This window comes from Rhizobacter sp. P3_C12 (genome assembly GCF_056402735.1).
In genome coordinates this window covers 1-15,252 of the sequence record NZ_JBFUGW010000052.1, presented here as the reverse complement: position 1 = coordinate 15,252, position 15,252 = coordinate 1, and the positions used below count along the sequence as shown (strand labels likewise).

General features: G+C 69.1%; 19 protein-coding genes. 9 read left to right on the top strand and 10 right to left on the bottom strand.

Annotation, left to right across the window (positions count from 1 at the left end):
* The first annotated feature begins 81 nt into the window (after positions 1-81).
* The 6 genes from rpsP to AC1DXV_RS11095 all read left to right on the top strand — a co-directional run bounded on the left by rpsP (position 82) and on the right by AC1DXV_RS11095 (position 3,964).
* On the top strand, positions 82-351 hold the full coding sequence (rpsP, locus tag AC1DXV_RS11120; RefSeq protein ID WP_477872779.1) for a 30S ribosomal protein S16: 270 nt from the start codon (positions 82-84) through the stop codon (positions 349-351).
* Between the two features lie 47 nt (positions 352-398).
* Positions 399-962 carry a ribosome maturation factor RimM gene (gene rimM / locus AC1DXV_RS11115; RefSeq protein WP_477933568.1) on the top strand — a complete coding sequence of 188 codons (564 nt, stop codon included), beginning with the start codon at positions 399-401 and terminating at the stop codon, positions 960-962.
* 10 nt (positions 963-972) lie between these two features.
* Complete coding sequence (trmD, locus tag AC1DXV_RS11110; RefSeq protein ID WP_477871725.1) at positions 973-1,731, top strand: tRNA (guanosine(37)-N1)-methyltransferase TrmD; 759 nt, start codon at positions 973-975, stop codon at positions 1,729-1,731.
* Between the two features lie 98 nt (positions 1,732-1,829).
* Positions 1,830-2,183: a 50S ribosomal protein L19 gene (gene rplS, locus AC1DXV_RS11105; RefSeq protein ID WP_047500714.1), complete on the top strand. Its 354-nt coding sequence runs from the start codon at positions 1,830-1,832 to the stop codon at positions 2,181-2,183.
* Between the two features lie 68 nt (positions 2,184-2,251).
* Complete coding sequence (locus AC1DXV_RS11100) at positions 2,252-2,935, top strand: CoA pyrophosphatase (protein WP_477871727.1); 684 nt, start codon at positions 2,252-2,254, stop codon at positions 2,933-2,935.
* A 39-nt stretch (positions 2,936-2,974) separates the two neighbouring features.
* Positions 2,975-3,964: a CobD/CbiB family protein gene (locus AC1DXV_RS11095; RefSeq protein ID WP_169671792.1), complete on the top strand. Its 990-nt coding sequence runs from the start codon at positions 2,975-2,977 to the stop codon at positions 3,962-3,964.
* A gap of 65 nt (positions 3,965-4,029) precedes the next feature.
* On the opposite strand, the gene rsgA is transcribed toward AC1DXV_RS11095, so the two are convergent.
* Genes rsgA through AC1DXV_RS11080 form a run of 3 tightly spaced genes read right to left on the bottom strand, consistent with a single transcriptional unit; the run spans position 4,030 to position 6,563 of the window.
* Positions 4,030-4,935 (bottom strand): ribosome small subunit-dependent GTPase A, encoded by a 906-nt coding sequence (gene rsgA / locus AC1DXV_RS11090; RefSeq protein ID WP_477933566.1) that lies wholly within the window; start codon positions 4,933-4,935, stop codon positions 4,030-4,032.
* Positions 4,932-5,264 carry a 4a-hydroxytetrahydrobiopterin dehydratase gene (locus tag AC1DXV_RS11085; protein WP_465111142.1) on the bottom strand — a complete coding sequence of 111 codons (333 nt, stop codon included), beginning with the start codon at positions 5,262-5,264 and terminating at the stop codon, positions 4,932-4,934. Before AC1DXV_RS11085 ends, rsgA begins: the two co-directional genes overlap by 4 nt.
* A gap of 3 nt (positions 5,265-5,267) precedes the next feature.
* Positions 5,268-6,563 carry a M48 family metallopeptidase gene (locus tag AC1DXV_RS11080; protein WP_477933564.1) on the bottom strand — a complete coding sequence of 432 codons (1,296 nt, stop codon included), beginning with the start codon at positions 6,561-6,563 and terminating at the stop codon, positions 5,268-5,270.
* 51 nt (positions 6,564-6,614) lie between these two features.
* Between AC1DXV_RS11080 and orn the strand changes: the two genes are divergently transcribed.
* From orn to AC1DXV_RS11065, 3 genes are all read left to right on the top strand, one after another.
* Complete coding sequence (gene orn, locus AC1DXV_RS11075; protein ID WP_047500730.1) at positions 6,615-7,181, top strand: oligoribonuclease; 567 nt, start codon at positions 6,615-6,617, stop codon at positions 7,179-7,181.
* Positions 7,182-7,645: 464 nt separating this feature from the next.
* Positions 7,646-9,229, top strand: coding sequence for a DEAD/DEAH box helicase (locus tag AC1DXV_RS11070; protein ID WP_477933562.1), 1,584 nt, complete (start codon positions 7,646-7,648; stop codon positions 9,227-9,229).
* 102 nt (positions 9,230-9,331) lie between these two features.
* Positions 9,332-10,687, top strand: coding sequence for a Fic family protein (locus AC1DXV_RS11065; RefSeq protein WP_477933560.1), 1,356 nt, complete (start codon positions 9,332-9,334; stop codon positions 10,685-10,687).
* A 7-nt stretch (positions 10,688-10,694) separates the two neighbouring features.
* Here the strand turns inward: AC1DXV_RS11065 and AC1DXV_RS11060 are convergent, their stop codons facing one another.
* The 7 genes from AC1DXV_RS11060 to AC1DXV_RS11030 form a co-directional block, all read right to left on the bottom strand.
* Entirely contained in the window at positions 10,695-11,666 is a 972-nt protein-coding gene (locus AC1DXV_RS11060) for a YihY/virulence factor BrkB family protein (RefSeq protein ID WP_477933558.1), read from the bottom strand.
* A gap of 2 nt (positions 11,667-11,668) precedes the next feature.
* Complete coding sequence (locus AC1DXV_RS11055) at positions 11,669-12,898, bottom strand: AI-2E family transporter (protein WP_477871566.1); 1,230 nt, start codon at positions 12,896-12,898, stop codon at positions 11,669-11,671.
* 106 nt (positions 12,899-13,004) lie between these two features.
* Complete coding sequence (locus tag AC1DXV_RS11050) at positions 13,005-13,319, bottom strand: BON domain-containing protein (RefSeq protein WP_477871568.1); 315 nt, start codon at positions 13,317-13,319, stop codon at positions 13,005-13,007.
* A 115-nt stretch (positions 13,320-13,434) separates the two neighbouring features.
* A complete protein-coding gene (locus AC1DXV_RS11045; protein ID WP_047584709.1) occupies positions 13,435-13,614 on the bottom strand; it encodes a DUF1328 family protein in 180 nt (59 codons plus the stop codon).
* Between the two features lie 208 nt (positions 13,615-13,822).
* Entirely contained in the window at positions 13,823-14,476 is a 654-nt protein-coding gene (locus AC1DXV_RS11040; protein WP_477871570.1) for a hypothetical protein, read from the bottom strand.
* Positions 14,473-14,856 (bottom strand): hypothetical protein, encoded by a 384-nt coding sequence (locus tag AC1DXV_RS11035; protein WP_477933556.1) that lies wholly within the window; start codon positions 14,854-14,856, stop codon positions 14,473-14,475. The genes AC1DXV_RS11040 and AC1DXV_RS11035 overlap by 4 nt, the downstream gene beginning before the upstream one ends.
* Positions 14,857-14,974: 118 nt before the next feature.
* On the bottom strand, positions 14,975-15,252 hold a 278-nt coding region (locus tag AC1DXV_RS11030), incomplete at its 5' end, for a hypothetical protein (protein WP_477933554.1).

Here is a 15,252-nt window from a genome sequence, read left to right as displayed (position 1 = left end):
TCTACGGCACCGACCTCCGATCTGCTTGCCCTGAGTGTCTCCTGGTGCGGTGGATGTTTTCGATAATCTCAAGGAAACAACATGGTCGTGATTCGACTCGCACGTGGTGGCGCCAAGAAGCGTCCGTTCTACAACATCGTCGTCGCTGATTCGCGCGTCCGCCGTGACGGCCGCTTCATCGAGCGCGTCGGCTTCTACAACCCGGTGGCGTCCGGTGGCGAGCAGCCGCTGCGCGTCGCGTTCGACCGCATCGAGCACTGGGTTGCCCACGGCGCCCAGCCGTCGGCGACGGTGGCTCGCCTGGTCGAGCAGGCCAAGGCCGCGACGCCGGCTGCTGCTGCAGCAGCCTGAGTGCTGCCGAGAACGTGTCGATGACCGCCGCGCCGGGGCCTGCCGGGATGTCTGATCCCGCGTGGCCCGAGGATGCGGTGGAGATCGGCAGGGTTCTCGATGCCTGGGGCGTGAAGGGCTGGATTCGCGTCCAGCCTTTCGCTGCAGATCCCCAGGCCCTCTTTTCTTCGCGCCGGTGGTTCCTGAAACCGCCGGAGCCGCAAGGCGTCAAGCTGCCGGCGACCGCCGCAGCAGCCTTTCCGCCCTTGCTGAAGGTCGTGCAGGTCAAGGAGCACGGCGATGGCGTCGTGGCCCAGGTGCAGGACGTCGCCGACCGCAACGGGGCCGAGGCCCTGCGCGGTGCGCGCATCTTCATCGGCCGATCGAGCTTTCCGACCGCCGGCAAGGACGAGTACTACTGGGTCGACCTGATCGGCATGACGGTCGTGAACCGCGAGGGCCAGACCCTCGGCACGGTGGCCGGCCTGATCGACACCGGCCCGCACAGCGTGCTGCGCCTGGCCGCGGCGACGCCGGCCGAGGAGCGGCTGATCCCCTTCGTCGGCGCCTATGTCGACGATGTCAGCCTGGCCGAGCGCCGCATCACCGTCGACTGGGGCCTGGACTACTGATCCCCCGCTGATGCGCTTCGACGTCGTCACGCTGTTTCCCGAGCTTTTCTCGCCGCACCTCACCGTGGGCGTGACGCGCCGCGCGTTCGAATCCGGCCAGGTCGACGTGCGGCTGTGGCCGCTGCGCGACTTCGCCGACGACAACTACCGCCGCGTCGACGACCGGCCGTATGGCGGCGGCCCCGGCATGGTGATGCTGGTCGAGCCGCTGGAGCGTGCGCTCACCACCATCCGCAGCGAGCGTCCTGACGGGGCGACGGTCGCCGTCGTGCACTTCACGCCGACCGGCCGGCGCATCGATCAATCGGTGATGCGCGAGTTCGCGGCCGGTTCCGGCGCGGTGCTGCTGTGCGGCCGCTACGAGGGCATCGACCAGCGCTTCATCGACCGCCATGTCACGCTGGAGCTGAGCCTGGGCGATTTCGTGCTGTCCGGCGGCGAGCTGCCGGCGCTCGCGCTGCTCGACGGCGTGGCCCGGCTGCAGGACGGCGTGCTGGGCGATGCGCAGTCGCACCAGCAGGACAGCTTCTCCGACGGCCTGCTCGATTGCCCGCACTACAGCCGCCCCGAGGTGCTCGACGCCCCGGCCGGACCGGACCCGGTGCCGCCGGTGCTGCTGTCGGGGCATCACGCCGACATCGCCCGGTGGCGGCGCGAGCGCTCGCTCGAGATCACCGCCCGGCGCCGCCCGGAATTGATCGCCGCCGCCCGCGAGCGTGGCGAACTGAGCAAACTCGACGAGAAGTTCCTCGCCGGCCTCGGGCTATAATCGCGGGCTTTTCGATCCTCTACCGGGCGTGGCCGCCTTCTTCTTGAGTGGCCACATCAAAATCAGCAACCGCGCCGGCAAGATCACAGGAGAACCCCATGGACCTGATCCAGACCCTCGAGCAAGAAGAAATTGCTCGCCTCAACAAGACCATTCCCCCCTTCGCTCCCGGCGACACGGTGATCGTCAGCGTCAACGTCGTCGAAGGCACCCGCAAGCGCCTGCAGGCCTACGAAGGTGTCGTGATTGCCAAGCGCAACCGCGGCCTGAACTCCAGCTTCATCGTGCGCAAGATCTCCAGCGGCGAAGGCGTGGAGCGTACGTTCCAGCTGTACAGCCCGCTGATCGCGACGATCGAGATCAAGCGCCGTGGCGACGTGCGCCGCGCCAAGCTGTACTACCTGCGCGACCGTTCGGGCAAGTCGGCGCGTATCAAAGAGAAGCTCGCCTGATCCGTACCCGCGTACGGTCATGAAGAAGCCGCCTCCCCGAGGCGGCTTTTTTCTTGTCCAATCGATCCATGCCGCTGAGCTTCAACCCGCTGGAACTGCCCGTCGAGGGCATCGACGATCACCTCCCCGCCGTCGCGTTGCCGCACCTGTCGCCCGAGGCCCTGCGCAGCCGCTTCCTCGCGCCGCCGGCCTGGTCGCCCGAGATCGCCGCCGAGCGCGCCTTCGTGTCCCGCGCGCCGGCCCACGCCTCGGTGCTGGTGCCGCTGGTGCAGCGCGAGGTGCTGTGCGTGGTGCTGACCCAGCGCACCGACCACCTGACCGACCACCCCGGCCAGATCAGCTTTCCCGGCGGCCGCGCCGAGAGCTACGACGCCGACGCCGTCGATACCGCCTTGCGCGAGGCGACCGAGGAGATCGGCCTCGCGCGCGACTACGTCGACGTGCTCGGCAGCCTCCCCACCTACACCACCGGCACCGGCTTCATCGTGACGCCGGTGGTCGCGCTGCTGCGCGCGGGCTTCACGATCCAGGCCGACCCGTTCGAGGTCGCCGAGGTGTTCGAGGTGCCGCTCGCGTTCCTGATGAGCCCGGCCAACCACCGCCGGCACAGCGTCGAGGTGGGCGGCGCGCGGCGCGAGTTCCTGTCGATGCCGTGGACCGGCGTCGGCGCCGACGGCCGCCCGCGCCAGTACTTCATCTGGGGGGCCACCGCCGCGATGCTGCGCAACCTGTACCGCTTCCTCGCCGCGTAGCCAGCGCCGGACGGGGCCTCGCCGCTATCATCGCGGGCCATGAGTTTCTTCGCCGTCCTGTTCGCGCTGCTGATCGAGCAACTGAAGCCGCTGCCGCGCCGCAACTTCGTGCACGACGGCCTGACCGGCTGGATGCGCTGGACCGGCCGCAACTTCGATGCGGGCCAGGACCACCACGCCTGGGTCGTCTGGTGCGTGACGACGCTGGTGCCGGCGCTGCTGGCCTGGGCCGTCTTCGCGATCGTCGTGCGCTTCAGCCTGGTCGCGGCACTCGCCTGGAACGTCGTCGTGCTGTACCTGACGATGGGCTTCCGGCAGTTCAGCCACTACTTCACCGACATCCGCGATGCGCTCGAGCGCGGCGACGAACTCACCGCGCGCCGGCTGCTGGCCGAATGGCGCCACCTTGATGCCAGCGAGCTGCCGCGCGCCGAGCTGCTGCGCCACGTGATCGAGCATTCGCTGCTGGCCGCGCACCGCCATGTGTTCGGCGTCTTCTTCTGGTTCGTCGTGCTGTCGACGCTCGGCCTCGGGCCGGCCGGCGCGGTGTTCTACCGCATGGCCGAGTTCGCGAGCCGCTACTGGGCCTTCAAGAGCCGCACCGTCGGTGCGCCGGTCAACGAACGGCTGCTCGCGCTGTCGCAGCGCCTGTTCGGGCTGATCGACCACCTGCCGGCACGGCTGACGGCCTTCGGCTTCGCGGTGGTCGGCAACTTCGAGGAGGCGGTCTCGTGCTGGCGCCGCGATGCCGGGCTGTGGAAGCACGCGAACGAGGGCATCATCCTGTCGGCGGCGGCCGGTGCGGTGGGCGTGCAGCTGGGCGGCAGCGCGGCCCCGGGTGTCACGCCCGACCGCTCGAAGACCTTCGACAGCGGGGCACCGGACGAGCTGTCGAACGCCGAAGGCTCGACGCCGGGAGCGCCGCCGCAGACCGGGCACCTGCGCAGCATCGTCGGGCTGGTGTGGCGCTCGGTGGTGCTGTGGATGCTGCTGCTGGCCTTGCTGTCTCTGGCGAACCTGATCGGTTGATTGAATCCCGGATTGGCATCCGGGCTACCAGATCTGTAGCCCGGATGCCAATCCGGGGAGGCGAATCAGAACCGCTGCCGGCCCAGCTCCTCGCGGATCTCACCGTAGATGCGGTGCCGCGATTCGCTGATCTCGCCGCGCGCCAAGGCCGCCAGCACGCCGCAGCCGGGCTCGTGCTGGTGCGTGCAGTTGTAGAACTTGCAGTCGGTGGCGGCCGCGCGGATGTCCGGCATCAGCATCGCGAGCTGCTGCGCCTCGATCTGCCGCAGCCCGAATTCCTGGAAGCCCGGCGAATCGATCAGCCCGGTCGTGCGTTCGGCGTCGAGCCAGTACCACTGCGTCGAGGTCGTCGTGTGGCGGCCGGAGTTCAGCGCGACCGAGATGTCGCCCACTTGCGCACGCGCGTCCGGTGCCAGCAGGTTGATCAGCGTGCTCTTGCCGGTGCCGCTCGGCCCCAGCACCAGCGTCGCCTGCCCGGCCAGCAGCGGGCCCAGGCGGTCGCGTGCCTCCTGCGGCCGGGTCTTCAGCGCCAGCTCGATCACGTCGACGCCCATCGCGCTGTACGGCTTCAGCCGCTCACGGGCCGCAGCGATCTGCGGCAGGTCGGACTTGTTCAGGATGATGCGGGTCGGGATGCCGGCGCTCTCGGCCGCGATCAGCGCGCGCGCGAGCTGCGATTCGCTGAACACCGGCTCGGCCGCCACCAGCACCAGCAGCTGGTCGAGGTTGGCGGCGAACGACTTGGTCTTCCACTCGTCCTGGCGGAACAGCAGGTTGCGCCGCGGGTCCACATGCTCGATCACGCCTTCATCGCCGGTGACCTGCCAGCGCACGCGGTCGCCGACCACGCAGTCGCTCTTCTTGCCGCGCGGGTGGCAGACGATGCGCTCGCCGTCCGGCGTCTCGACGATGTAGTGGCGCCCGTGGCCGGCGACCACCAGCCCGGTGTCCAGCGCGATCGCGTGGCTCAAGCGAGGAAGGCGACGAGCGCGTCCGCCTTGGCCGCGCAGATGAAGTCGTTCAGCGAGATGCCGCCGACCGAATGCGTGTTGAAGCGCGCGACGCAGCGGTCGTAGCTGACGGCCAGTTCCGGATGGTGGTCTTCGCTGTGGGCGATCCAGGCCAGCGCGTTCACGAACGCGATCGTCTCGTGGTAGTTCTTGAAGCTGAAGGTCTTCTCGATCGCGCCCTCATTGAGGTGCCAGCCGCTGACTTGCGCCAGGTGGCTGCGGACCTCGTTCGGGCCCATCGCGTCGGCGCCTTCCAGCGCCTTGCATTTCAGGTGCAGCAGGTTGCTCATGGTTCAGCTCGGTTGGGGATGCGCCTGGGGGCGCGTCTGCGATTGAAGGGCCGCCAGGCGCTCGGTGGCCGGCGGATGGGAATAGTAGAAGCGCGCGTACACCGGGTCCGGCGTCAGCGTCGTCGAATTGTCTTCGTGCAGCTTCAGCAGGGCCGCGGCAAGGTCTTGGCCGTCCGCCTGCGAGCAGGCGTAGGCGTCGGCCTCGAACTCGTGCTTGCGCGACACGCGCGCCGCCAGCGGCGTGGCGAACACGCTGAACACCGGCATCGCGAGCATCAGCAGGATCAGCGCCAGCGCGTCGTTCGGTGCCGCCAGCGAGGGCTGCACGCCCAGGCCCAGGTAGAACCATGCCTGGTTCGACAGCCAGCCGAGCAGCCCGAAGGCCAGCAGGCTCAGCACCGTCATCGTCAGGCTGCGCTTGAGCAGGTGGCGCAGCTTGAAGTGGCCGAGCTCGTGCGCCAGCACGGCTTCCATCTCGGGCGGGCTGAGCTTGTTGATCAGCGTGTCGTAGAAGATCACGCGCTTCGATTTGCCGAGGCCGGTGAACATCGCGTTCGCATGGGCCGAGCGCTTGCTGCCGTCCATCACGTAGAAGCCCTGGGCGGTGAAGCCGCAGCGCGCCATCAGCGCGAGCGCCTGCTCCTTCAGCGAGCCGTCGGGCAGCGGCTCGAACTTGTTGTAGAGCGGCATCACGACCAGCGGGTACACCACCTGCACGAACAGGCCGAACGCCGTCCACGCGAGCCAGGCCCAGAACCACCAGTACGCGCCGGCCGCGCCCATCAGCCACAGGATCAGCGCGACGATCGGCAGGCCGAGCGCGATGCCGACCAGCGTGTTGGTGACGAGGTCGCGCACGAAGAGCTGCCAGGTCATGCGGTTGAAGCCGAAGCGTGCCTCGAGCCGGAAGGTGGCGTACAGCTCGAACGGCAGCTCGAGCACGGCGCCGATCACCGAGAACGCGAACACCAGCGCCAGCTGGTAGGCGAGGCCGCCGAAGCGCGGGGCCACCGCATCGCGCAGCACGGCATTCAGCGCGTCGAGCCCGCCGAGCAGCGTCCAGCCGAGCAGCACGACGGCGCCGAAGGCCATCGTCACCAGCCCGAAGCGGCCCTTCGCGAGCGTGTAGTCGGCCGCTTTCTGGTGCGCTTCGAGCGACACCTTGCCGACGAAGGCGGCCGGCACGGCGCTGCGGTGGGCCGCGACGTGGCGCATCTGGCGCGTCGTGAGCCACAGGCGCAGCCCGAGCGAGGCGAGCAGCGCGGCGGCGAACAGCAGGGTCAGGTGAATGGCTTGCATGGGCTGCAAGTGTAGGGCGCGGTCGGCGAGAATGCCCCCAAGGAGAAAACCATGAGCGACATCGCAAGCCCGCTGCAGCAGAGCGACCAGAACCTGATCTGGATCGACCTCGAGATGACCGGCCTCTACCCGGACACCGACCGCATCATCGAGATCGCGGTCGTCGTCACCGATGCCCAGCTGACGCAGCGCGTCGAGGGCCCGGTGTTCGCGATCCACCAGAGCGACGCGACGCTCGACGCGATGGACGCCTGGAACAAGGGCACGCACGGCCGCAGCGGCCTGATCGACCGCGTGAAGGCGTCGACCATCGACGAGGCCTCGGCCGAGGCGCAGGTGATCGATTTCCTGAAGCGCTACGTCGGCAAGAGCACCTCGCCGATGTGCGGCAACAGCATCTGCCAGGACCGCCGCTTCCTGGCGCGCACGATGCCCAAGCTGGAAGCCTTCTTCCACTACCGCAACCTCGACGTCAGCACGCTGAAGGAGCTGGCCAAGCGCTGGAAGCCGGAGATCCTCGCCGGCTTCAGGAAGGCGCAGGCGCACACCGCGCTGGCCGACATCCACGAATCGATCGACGAGCTCGCGTACTACCGCGAGCACCTGCTGGCGAAGTAGGAGCGGTCAGGCAAGAGCGGTCAGGCCGCGTAGCCGGCGCGGCATGGCGACCGGCGCAAAGCGGAGCCCGACGGATCCGAAGGGCATTGAGACTTGCGGGAAAACCCGCAGCGCCCTATACTCCGCGCTTCGCCTCGGCACTGTCACTGGACATGCGGGGCGTTTCGTTCATCCCCTCTGACCTCATCGAGTCTTCCCAGGGCCGCTTACACGGCCTTGCGGCCTGTTCGAACTCCGCGGCGAACTCCGGGACCCCTTTCAGGGATTCCCAGGGCTCTGCGGGAATGGTTGGCGGCGATGCCGTCGCTTTGACTGTTCCCATGTTCCCCGGCACCGGCGCGAGCGTTCTCGCCGATCTGGGTTCGGACCTTCTCCCCAGCGACTGATCCGCGTGCGCTTGATGCACGTTGGTGTCGTGCCGTGCCCTTTGCGGGCCGGCGGCACCGTGTTTGAGAAAGAAGACGATGAGTTTCGATTCCCTTGGCCTGAACCCGGCCCTGCTGCAAGCCCTGAAGGATTCCGGCTACGAGACGCCGACCGACGTGCAGGCCCGCGCCATCCCGCCGGCCATCGAAGGCAAGGACCTGATGGTCGCCTCGAGCACCGGCAGCGGCAAGACCGCCTCGTTCGTGCTGCCCGGCCTGCAGCGCATCCTCGCCGCCCGTGGCGACAACACCAAGCGCCGCGAGAAGGGCATGGTCTACGGCCCGCGCATCCTCGTGCTGGCACCCACCCGTGAACTCGCGATGCAGGTCGACAAGGCCGCCGTGACCTACGGCAAGCACGTGCAGGGCCTGCGCGTGACCACCGTCGTCGGCGGCGTGCCCTACGGCGGCCAGCTGAAGGCGCTGCGCGGCCCGCTCGACATCCTGATCGCGACCCCCGGCCGCCTGCTCGACCACCTGCAGAACGGCAAGGCCATCCTCGAGAACGTCGAGATGCTGGTGCTCGACGAAGCCGACCGCATGCTCGACATGGGCTTCATCGACGACATCCGCACCATCGCCGACCAGCTGCCGCAAGACCGCCAGACGGTGATGTACAGCGCGACCTTCGCCGGCCACGTGGGCCGCCTCGCGCAGGACCTGCTGCGCGATCCGCAGCGCATCGAGGTCACCTCGCACACCGACACGCACGAGAACATCGAGCAGCGCCTGCACTGGGCCGACAACGGCGCGCACAAGAACGCGCTGCTGGACCACATCCTGACCGAGCGCGACATGGAGCAGGCGGTGGTGTTCACCAGCACGCAGCGCGATGCCGACTGGCTCGCCGATCGCCTGGCCGACATGGGCCATGCGGTCGCATCGCTGCACGGCGGCATGCCGCAAGGCCGCCGCACCCGCGTGCTGCAGGGCCTGCGCAACAAGCAGCTGCGCGTGCTGGTCGCCACCGACGTCGCCGCGCGCGGCATCGACGTGCCGACCATCAGCCACGTGATCAACTACGGCCTGCCGATGAAGGCCGAAGACTACGTGCACCGCATCGGCCGCACCGGCCGCGCCGGTCGCAACGGCCTCGCGGTGACGCTGGCCGAGCGCATGGACACCGGCATGATCCGCCGCATCCAGGCCTTCACGACGCAGAACATCCCGGTCGCGACGATCGTCGGCCTGGAGCCGAAGTCGCCGGAACCGCGCATGTTCGCTGCCCGCCCCGAAGGCAAGTTCGGCGGCAAGCCGTTCGGCCAGGGCCGTGGCGGCCACCAGGGTGGCAAGAGCTTCGGCCGGCCGGCCCCGCGTGGCGGCGAAGGTTTTGCGCCGCGCAACGAAGGCTTCGCGCCGCGCAATGAAGGCTTTGCGACCCGCGGCCCGGACGGCTTCGCGCCGCGCGGTTCGTTCGATCGCCCGGCCCCGGAGCAGCGCCGCGACAACCCGTTCGCGAACCGTCCGCCGCACGATGGCGCACCGCGCCATGCGTTCGACCGCGCGCCGGCCGACCGCGGCAACAGCGCCGGCTTCGCGCCGCGCAAGCCAAGCGGCCCCGGCGGCAACAAGGGCAGCTTCGGCAAGCCGCAGCGCCCGCGCCAGGGTGGTTTCAGCCGCTGATTCCGGCTGACAGACGTACGAAGGGCCCGCATTGCGGGCCTTTTTTTGGTCTGATAGGTCCGATTCATTGATAATCGGACCGAATCGTTCGAATCGGACCCGATGACTGGAATCGATCACCGCCGCCTGCTGGAGCTGATCACGCGCTTGCGCGATGAAGGCTTCGACGAGGTCAGCTCGTCCCAGCTGATCGAGCGCAGCGGTGCGGGCGCGATGACCGTCAAGCGCCTGCTGGCTCGTCTGTGGTCCTCGGGTGAACTCGTCAGGGAGGGCCAGGCCCGCGCCACGCGCTACCGCTTGCCCGGGCCTCTGAAGGTGAGTGCGCCCGCGCCACCGCCATACCACCGCTCGCCGGTGCAGCCTCGTTGGTCGGCCGCGGCACTGGCGCTGCGCGAGGAACTGCAGCAACCACTGGGCTCCCGCTCGCCGGTCACCTACCGCCGCGGGTTCGTCGAGGACTACCGCCCCAACGACAGCGCGATGCTGCCGGCCGCCCTCGCGAAGGAGCTGGCCGAGCTCGGCCGCATGCAGGGCCAGCAGCCGGCCGGCACCTATGCACGCAAGGTGCTCGAGCAACTGTTGATCGACCTCTCGTGGTCGTCGTCGCGCCTCGAGGGCAATCGCTATTCGCGCCTCGACACCGAGGAACTGTTCAAGAGCGGATTGACGGGCGAAGACAACGACGCCGTGATGCTGCTGAACCACAAGAACGCCATCGAGTTCATGGTCGACGCGGTGCCGGAGCAGGGGCTCTCGATGGGCATCGTGCGCAACCTGCATGCGGTGCTGATGCGCGACCTGCTGGTCGACACCGACGGCCTCGGCGCGATCCGCCGCAAGGTCGTCAACATCAGCGACACGGTGTACTTCCCGGCGCAGGTGCCGTCGCTGCTGGCCGAGATGCTGGAGCGTGTTCTCGACACGGCGCGCCTCGTCAAGAACCCGATCGAAGCGGCCTTCTTCCTGTGGGTCAACATCGCCTACCTGCAACCCTTCGAGGATGGCAACAAGCGCACCAGCCGCCTGGCAGCCAACATTCCGTTGATGCTCTACAACCGCGCGCCACTGGCGTTCCTCGACGTCGACCGTGGCCACTATGCCGAAGCGATGGTAGGCGTCTATGAGCGCCAGGACGTGTCGCTGGCCGTTGATCTGTTCGACTGGACCTATCGCCGCTCGTGCGCGAAGTACGCGGTGGTGCTGGAAGCCATGAGCGCGCCGGATCCGCTTCGCTTGCGGTACCGCGAATCCCTCAACGAGGCGATCGGCCTGGTCGTGCGCGATCGCAGGACCCTGGCCGATGCGATCGACTCGCTGCAACTCGGCGATGACAAGGCACCGGGTTTCGCGCCGCTGTTGCGCGACGAGCTGCGCAAGCTCGAAGCCTTCAACTGCGCGCGCTACCGCGTGACGATGGGCGCCACCGAGGCCTGGATCGCCGCCGGCCGTCCGGCCTGAACTCTGCTCACGCGGCCAGCGGCGGYGCCTGCGGCACGCGCTCGTGCGCCCCGATTTCCACCGCCAGCGCCGCCCCCAGCAGGAAGATCTGGCACGACCAGTAGATCCACACCAGCAGTGCCGCGAACGATCCGGCGGCGCCCAGCGTCGAGCGCAGCGCCGTGCCGGCAATGTACGCATTGATCCCGTAGCGCCCGGCCAGGAACAGCACCGCCGCGACCGCCGCGCCGATGAACGCATGCCGCGCGCGCAGGTGCGCATCGGGCAGCCACACCATCAGCAGCGAGAACAGCGTGGTCATCACGAGCCACGACCACAGCAGTTCCACCGACTGCAGCAGCGGCCCGAGCGCCGGACCGAGCGCATCGGTCTGGTCGACCACCCAGCGGATCGCCAGCAGCGCGACGGCCTGCAGCACCATCGCGACTGCCAGCAGGAAGCCGCAGCCGAGCAGCACGCCCATCGACAGCAGGCGCACCTGCACCAGCCGCCACAGCGAGCCGCGCTCCGGCGGCGCGCCCAGCATCTCCTGCAGCGAGGCGCGCAACTCGACGAACACGCCGACCGCGCCGACCAGCATCGTCACCACCGCGATCACCGGTGCCGCCACCGCGAACCCGCCGGCCCGTTCGCGCGACAGCAGCGTCGTCGCGGTGTGCGGCGCGCTGGCCAGCAGGTCCGCGAGCGTGCGGGCCTCGCTCGGGCCGAGCAGGCGGCCGACCGCATCGACCATCGTCGCGTTCGCGCTCTGGTCGCCGAGCAGCCACACCAGCAGGCTCGTGACGACGACCAGCAGCGGCGCCATCGAGAACGCCGCGTAGAACGCGACGGCAGCCCCCTGGCGGGCGCCATGGCATTCGATGAAGCGGTTGATGGCGCGAACGCCCAGCGAGACGACGCGCCCCGGCGCGCTCGCGACCATCCGGTGCCAGAGGCGGACAGCGAGCCCCGGCGTGTCGGCGACCTCGCCCTGCGCCACGCTCAGCCTTCCATCAGGCGCGCGAGCCGCGTGGCCGAGCGGGAATGTTCGGCGACGACCTTCATCACGACGATCAGCCCCGGCCCGAGGAACAGCCCCCACACGCCCCACAGCGCGCCCCAGAACACCAGCCCGATGAACACCGCCGCGGCGTTCATCCGCGCCGCGCGGCTCTGCAGCCAGGCCGCGACCGCGGTGCCGATCAGCGTCGACACCACGACCAGGTAGGCCGCCGTGCCGATCGCCGCGCCGGCGGTGCCGTGCGCGAGAAAGGCCTCGGCCGCGCCGAACGCCGTCAGGATGCCCATGCCGACATACGGCACGACGTGCAGCACCGCGGCCGTCACACCCCACATCGCCGCATCGGGGATCTCGCCCCAGGCGAACGCGGCCCACACCGCGCAGCCGATCAGCACGTTGGTGACCAGCAGCACGCCGACATAGATGCGGATCTGCCGCGAGCATTCGTGCAGCGCGCGACAGGCCCGCGTGCGCGATTGCGAGCGCCCGCCCCACAGGTCGATGAAGCGGCCGGCGAGCGGGCTGCCGCCGCTCAGCACGAAGAAGGCGACGAACACGATGATGGTCAGGTCGCCGGCGAACTTCAGCAGGATCGTCGAGCCGTTCAGCGCGGTGTCGCGCATCCACAGCGTGACGGTCTCGGTCAGCGTGTGCGCCGGCGCGGCGGGGATCAGCTTCTGGCGCGTCGGCTTCGGTGGCGGCGCGCCATTGGCGACGCTCTGCGCGGCGCGGTCGAGCTCCTGCAGCGCATCGCGCGAGCGCTTGAGCACCGAGTCGTCATCGGCCTCGGTGGGCGTGATGCGCTCGGCCACCATGCGGATGATCTCGGGGCTGCGGTCCACCATGCGCAGCAGCTTGCCGCCGAAGGCCATCGACGCGAGCGCCGCGATCGCGAGGAACAGCACCAGCGACAGCATCACCGCGAGCATCTGGCTGCGCAGCAGGTGGCGCAATCCCGCCACCACCGGCGCGACCAGCATCGCGAGCATCAGGCCGGCGACCACCGGCACCAGGAAGCGCTGGCCCCACCACAGCGCACCGATCACCGCGACGGTCGCGATCACCGTCGCCGAAGGGGCCGAGCGCGGCAGCGGCCCGGGGTGCCCGTCGTCGAGCGGTGACGCGGTCTCGTCGACCTGCGATGCGACGCTGTCGCGTCCGGCCTCGACGGGAGGTCTGGCTGCAGGCGTCAGGGTGCCGGAGAGGGGCATCGTGTGCGAAGACGGCGCACCGAGCGCCCTGTCCTCAATGCCGCAAGGCGCACGACCCCGCAGGGTGGTGCGCCTTCACACGGACGAGCCGTGAGGGTCGTGAGGATTACGGGCGGATCAGGATGTCGTTCTTGACCGACTTCACGCCATTGACGTTGCGGGCGATCGATTCGGCGGTGCTCTTCTCGCTGGCGCTCTTCGCGAAGCCCGACAGCTGCACCGTGCCGTTCAGCGTCTCGACGCTGATCGACGAGGCATCGACTTCCTTGTTGCCGACGTACTTGGCCTTCACCGCGGTGGTGATGGCGGCGTCGTCGACGTAGGAGCCGACGGTCGATTGATCACGCGTCACGGCGCAGCCGGTGGCGGACAGCAGGGCGACGGCGGACACGACAGCGGCGAGGGTGTTGCGGACAAACATGTGGTTCTCCTTCAGTGTGGAAACGTTGTGGTGCAGGTGGTCGTCAGGAAGGTGAACAACAGGCCCCCACCCGTGCGGGCCCGTGTCGCGGCATTCGTTCAATAGAACATGGACATCACTTGTTGCTGATCGCTTTCGCGCCCAGCAATCCGATCAGGACCACGGCGACGAACAGCACCAGGAACAGCACGAAGAGGAACTTCGCGATGCCTGCGGCGCCGGCGGCGATGCCGGTGAATCCGAACACGCCCGCGACGAGCGCGATGGCTGCAAAGATGATGGCCCACTTCAGCATGTCGTTCTCCTTGGTGCGGTGTGGATGCACGGTGTCGAGTCGATGAGGCAACTCTATGGGCCGCCCCTCGGCCGAGCCATCGGACGCTGGCGTGAGCGCATGTAGGACGGAATGCTTTGCCGACCAGGTGCCTTGAAGGCATGTGTTGCGATCGGCAAAAAGAGAAAGCGCGCCCGCGGCGCGCTTCAGCAAGAGAGCGTGGCGACGCTCAGTGCACGGTGTAGTCGGTGCCGGGTATGTGCGGCGGTTGCACCGGAGGCGGTGATGTCGACGGCGCTGATGTCGATGCGGGTGCCGATGCGGGTGCCGATGCGGATGCGGATGCGGGTGCGGCTGCTGATGCCGCAGCCGTTGCAGGTGCCGGTCGGGTGAAGTCCGCGATCGCGAGGTTGACCCAGCTGATGATCGATGCCAGGTCGAAGCGCGGCAGCAGCCCGGCCAGCAACGCACCGCCCGATATCCAGCGCCATGGCTTCGCGCGCGTCAGCAGCATGCCGCCGATGAACGCGCCGGCCAGCAGCCACCACGGGTGCTTCTTCGCCAGCGGGCCTGCGAGCTCCTGGCCTGCGTCGCGTGCGAACTCGAAGGTGGTGCGCCACGGATGGCCGGCCCACCAGCGGCGCAACCAGCGCACCGCGATCGCGGCGGCGGGCAAGTCCGACAGTGCATCGCCGAGCGTGCCGAGCCAGCCGGGTTCCTGCGGCGCTTGCGCGGCGTTCGGATCGGGGGGGGCGCTTGCCTTCACGAGCGCCGCACGAATGGATTCGCGCGAGGCCGCGAGCCGTTCCTTCGGGGTCAGGGGGCGCGCCGGCACCACGACGGGCAAGCCGGGGTCGAGTTGGGCTTCTTCGACGTGGGTCATGTCGCGCCCACTTCGCCGAGCATGCGTGCGTCGGCCTCGAACTGCTGCTGCACTGCAGCGAACGCCGGCTCGGCCGCGGGCCGCCGCGCCATCACGCCGGCCACCACGGCCACCACCGCCGGCACGGCCGGTGCGGCCCACAGCGCCCACACCGCGTCGCCTTGCAGCGAGGGCGTCACCGCCCACAGCATCAGCGCGACGCCCGCGAGCACCGCGCTCACGCCGACGCAGCACAGCGCAAGCGCCGTCAGCAGCAGGCGGACGGTCCAGCGGCTCTGCGCCTGGCGCGCTTCGCTGCCGATCAACGCGGCATAGGCGCTCAGGTGATCGGCGACGAGTTCGGGTCGTGTGGCAACGAGCTTGATCAGTGGATGGATCATGGCAGCACCGATGGCGAGCTACAGCGGTGGACGAATGCGGACGCGACGAACCCGGCCGTGGTGCGGCGCACCAATCGGCCGGGTCGGTCCAGCGCCCACGGCGGGGTCACTGCCGGGATTACTGTTGGCTGTTGCGGCGTGCGCTCTGGATCAGCGCGAGCAACCCCATCAGCGCGGCACCGGTGGCGGCGGCGATCAGCATCGACTTGACCGGCTCGTCCTTCACGTAGCGCACGGTCGCATCGCCGACCGAGGCGGCGCGTTCACGCACGTGCGTGGCGGTGTCCTTGACGGCATCGACGCCGCGGCGCGCCAGCGCTTCGGCCTGGCCGGCCAGGCGGGCGATCGTCGGCTCGGCGCTGTCGCGTGCCTCGCCGATCGCCGTCTCGGCCTGGT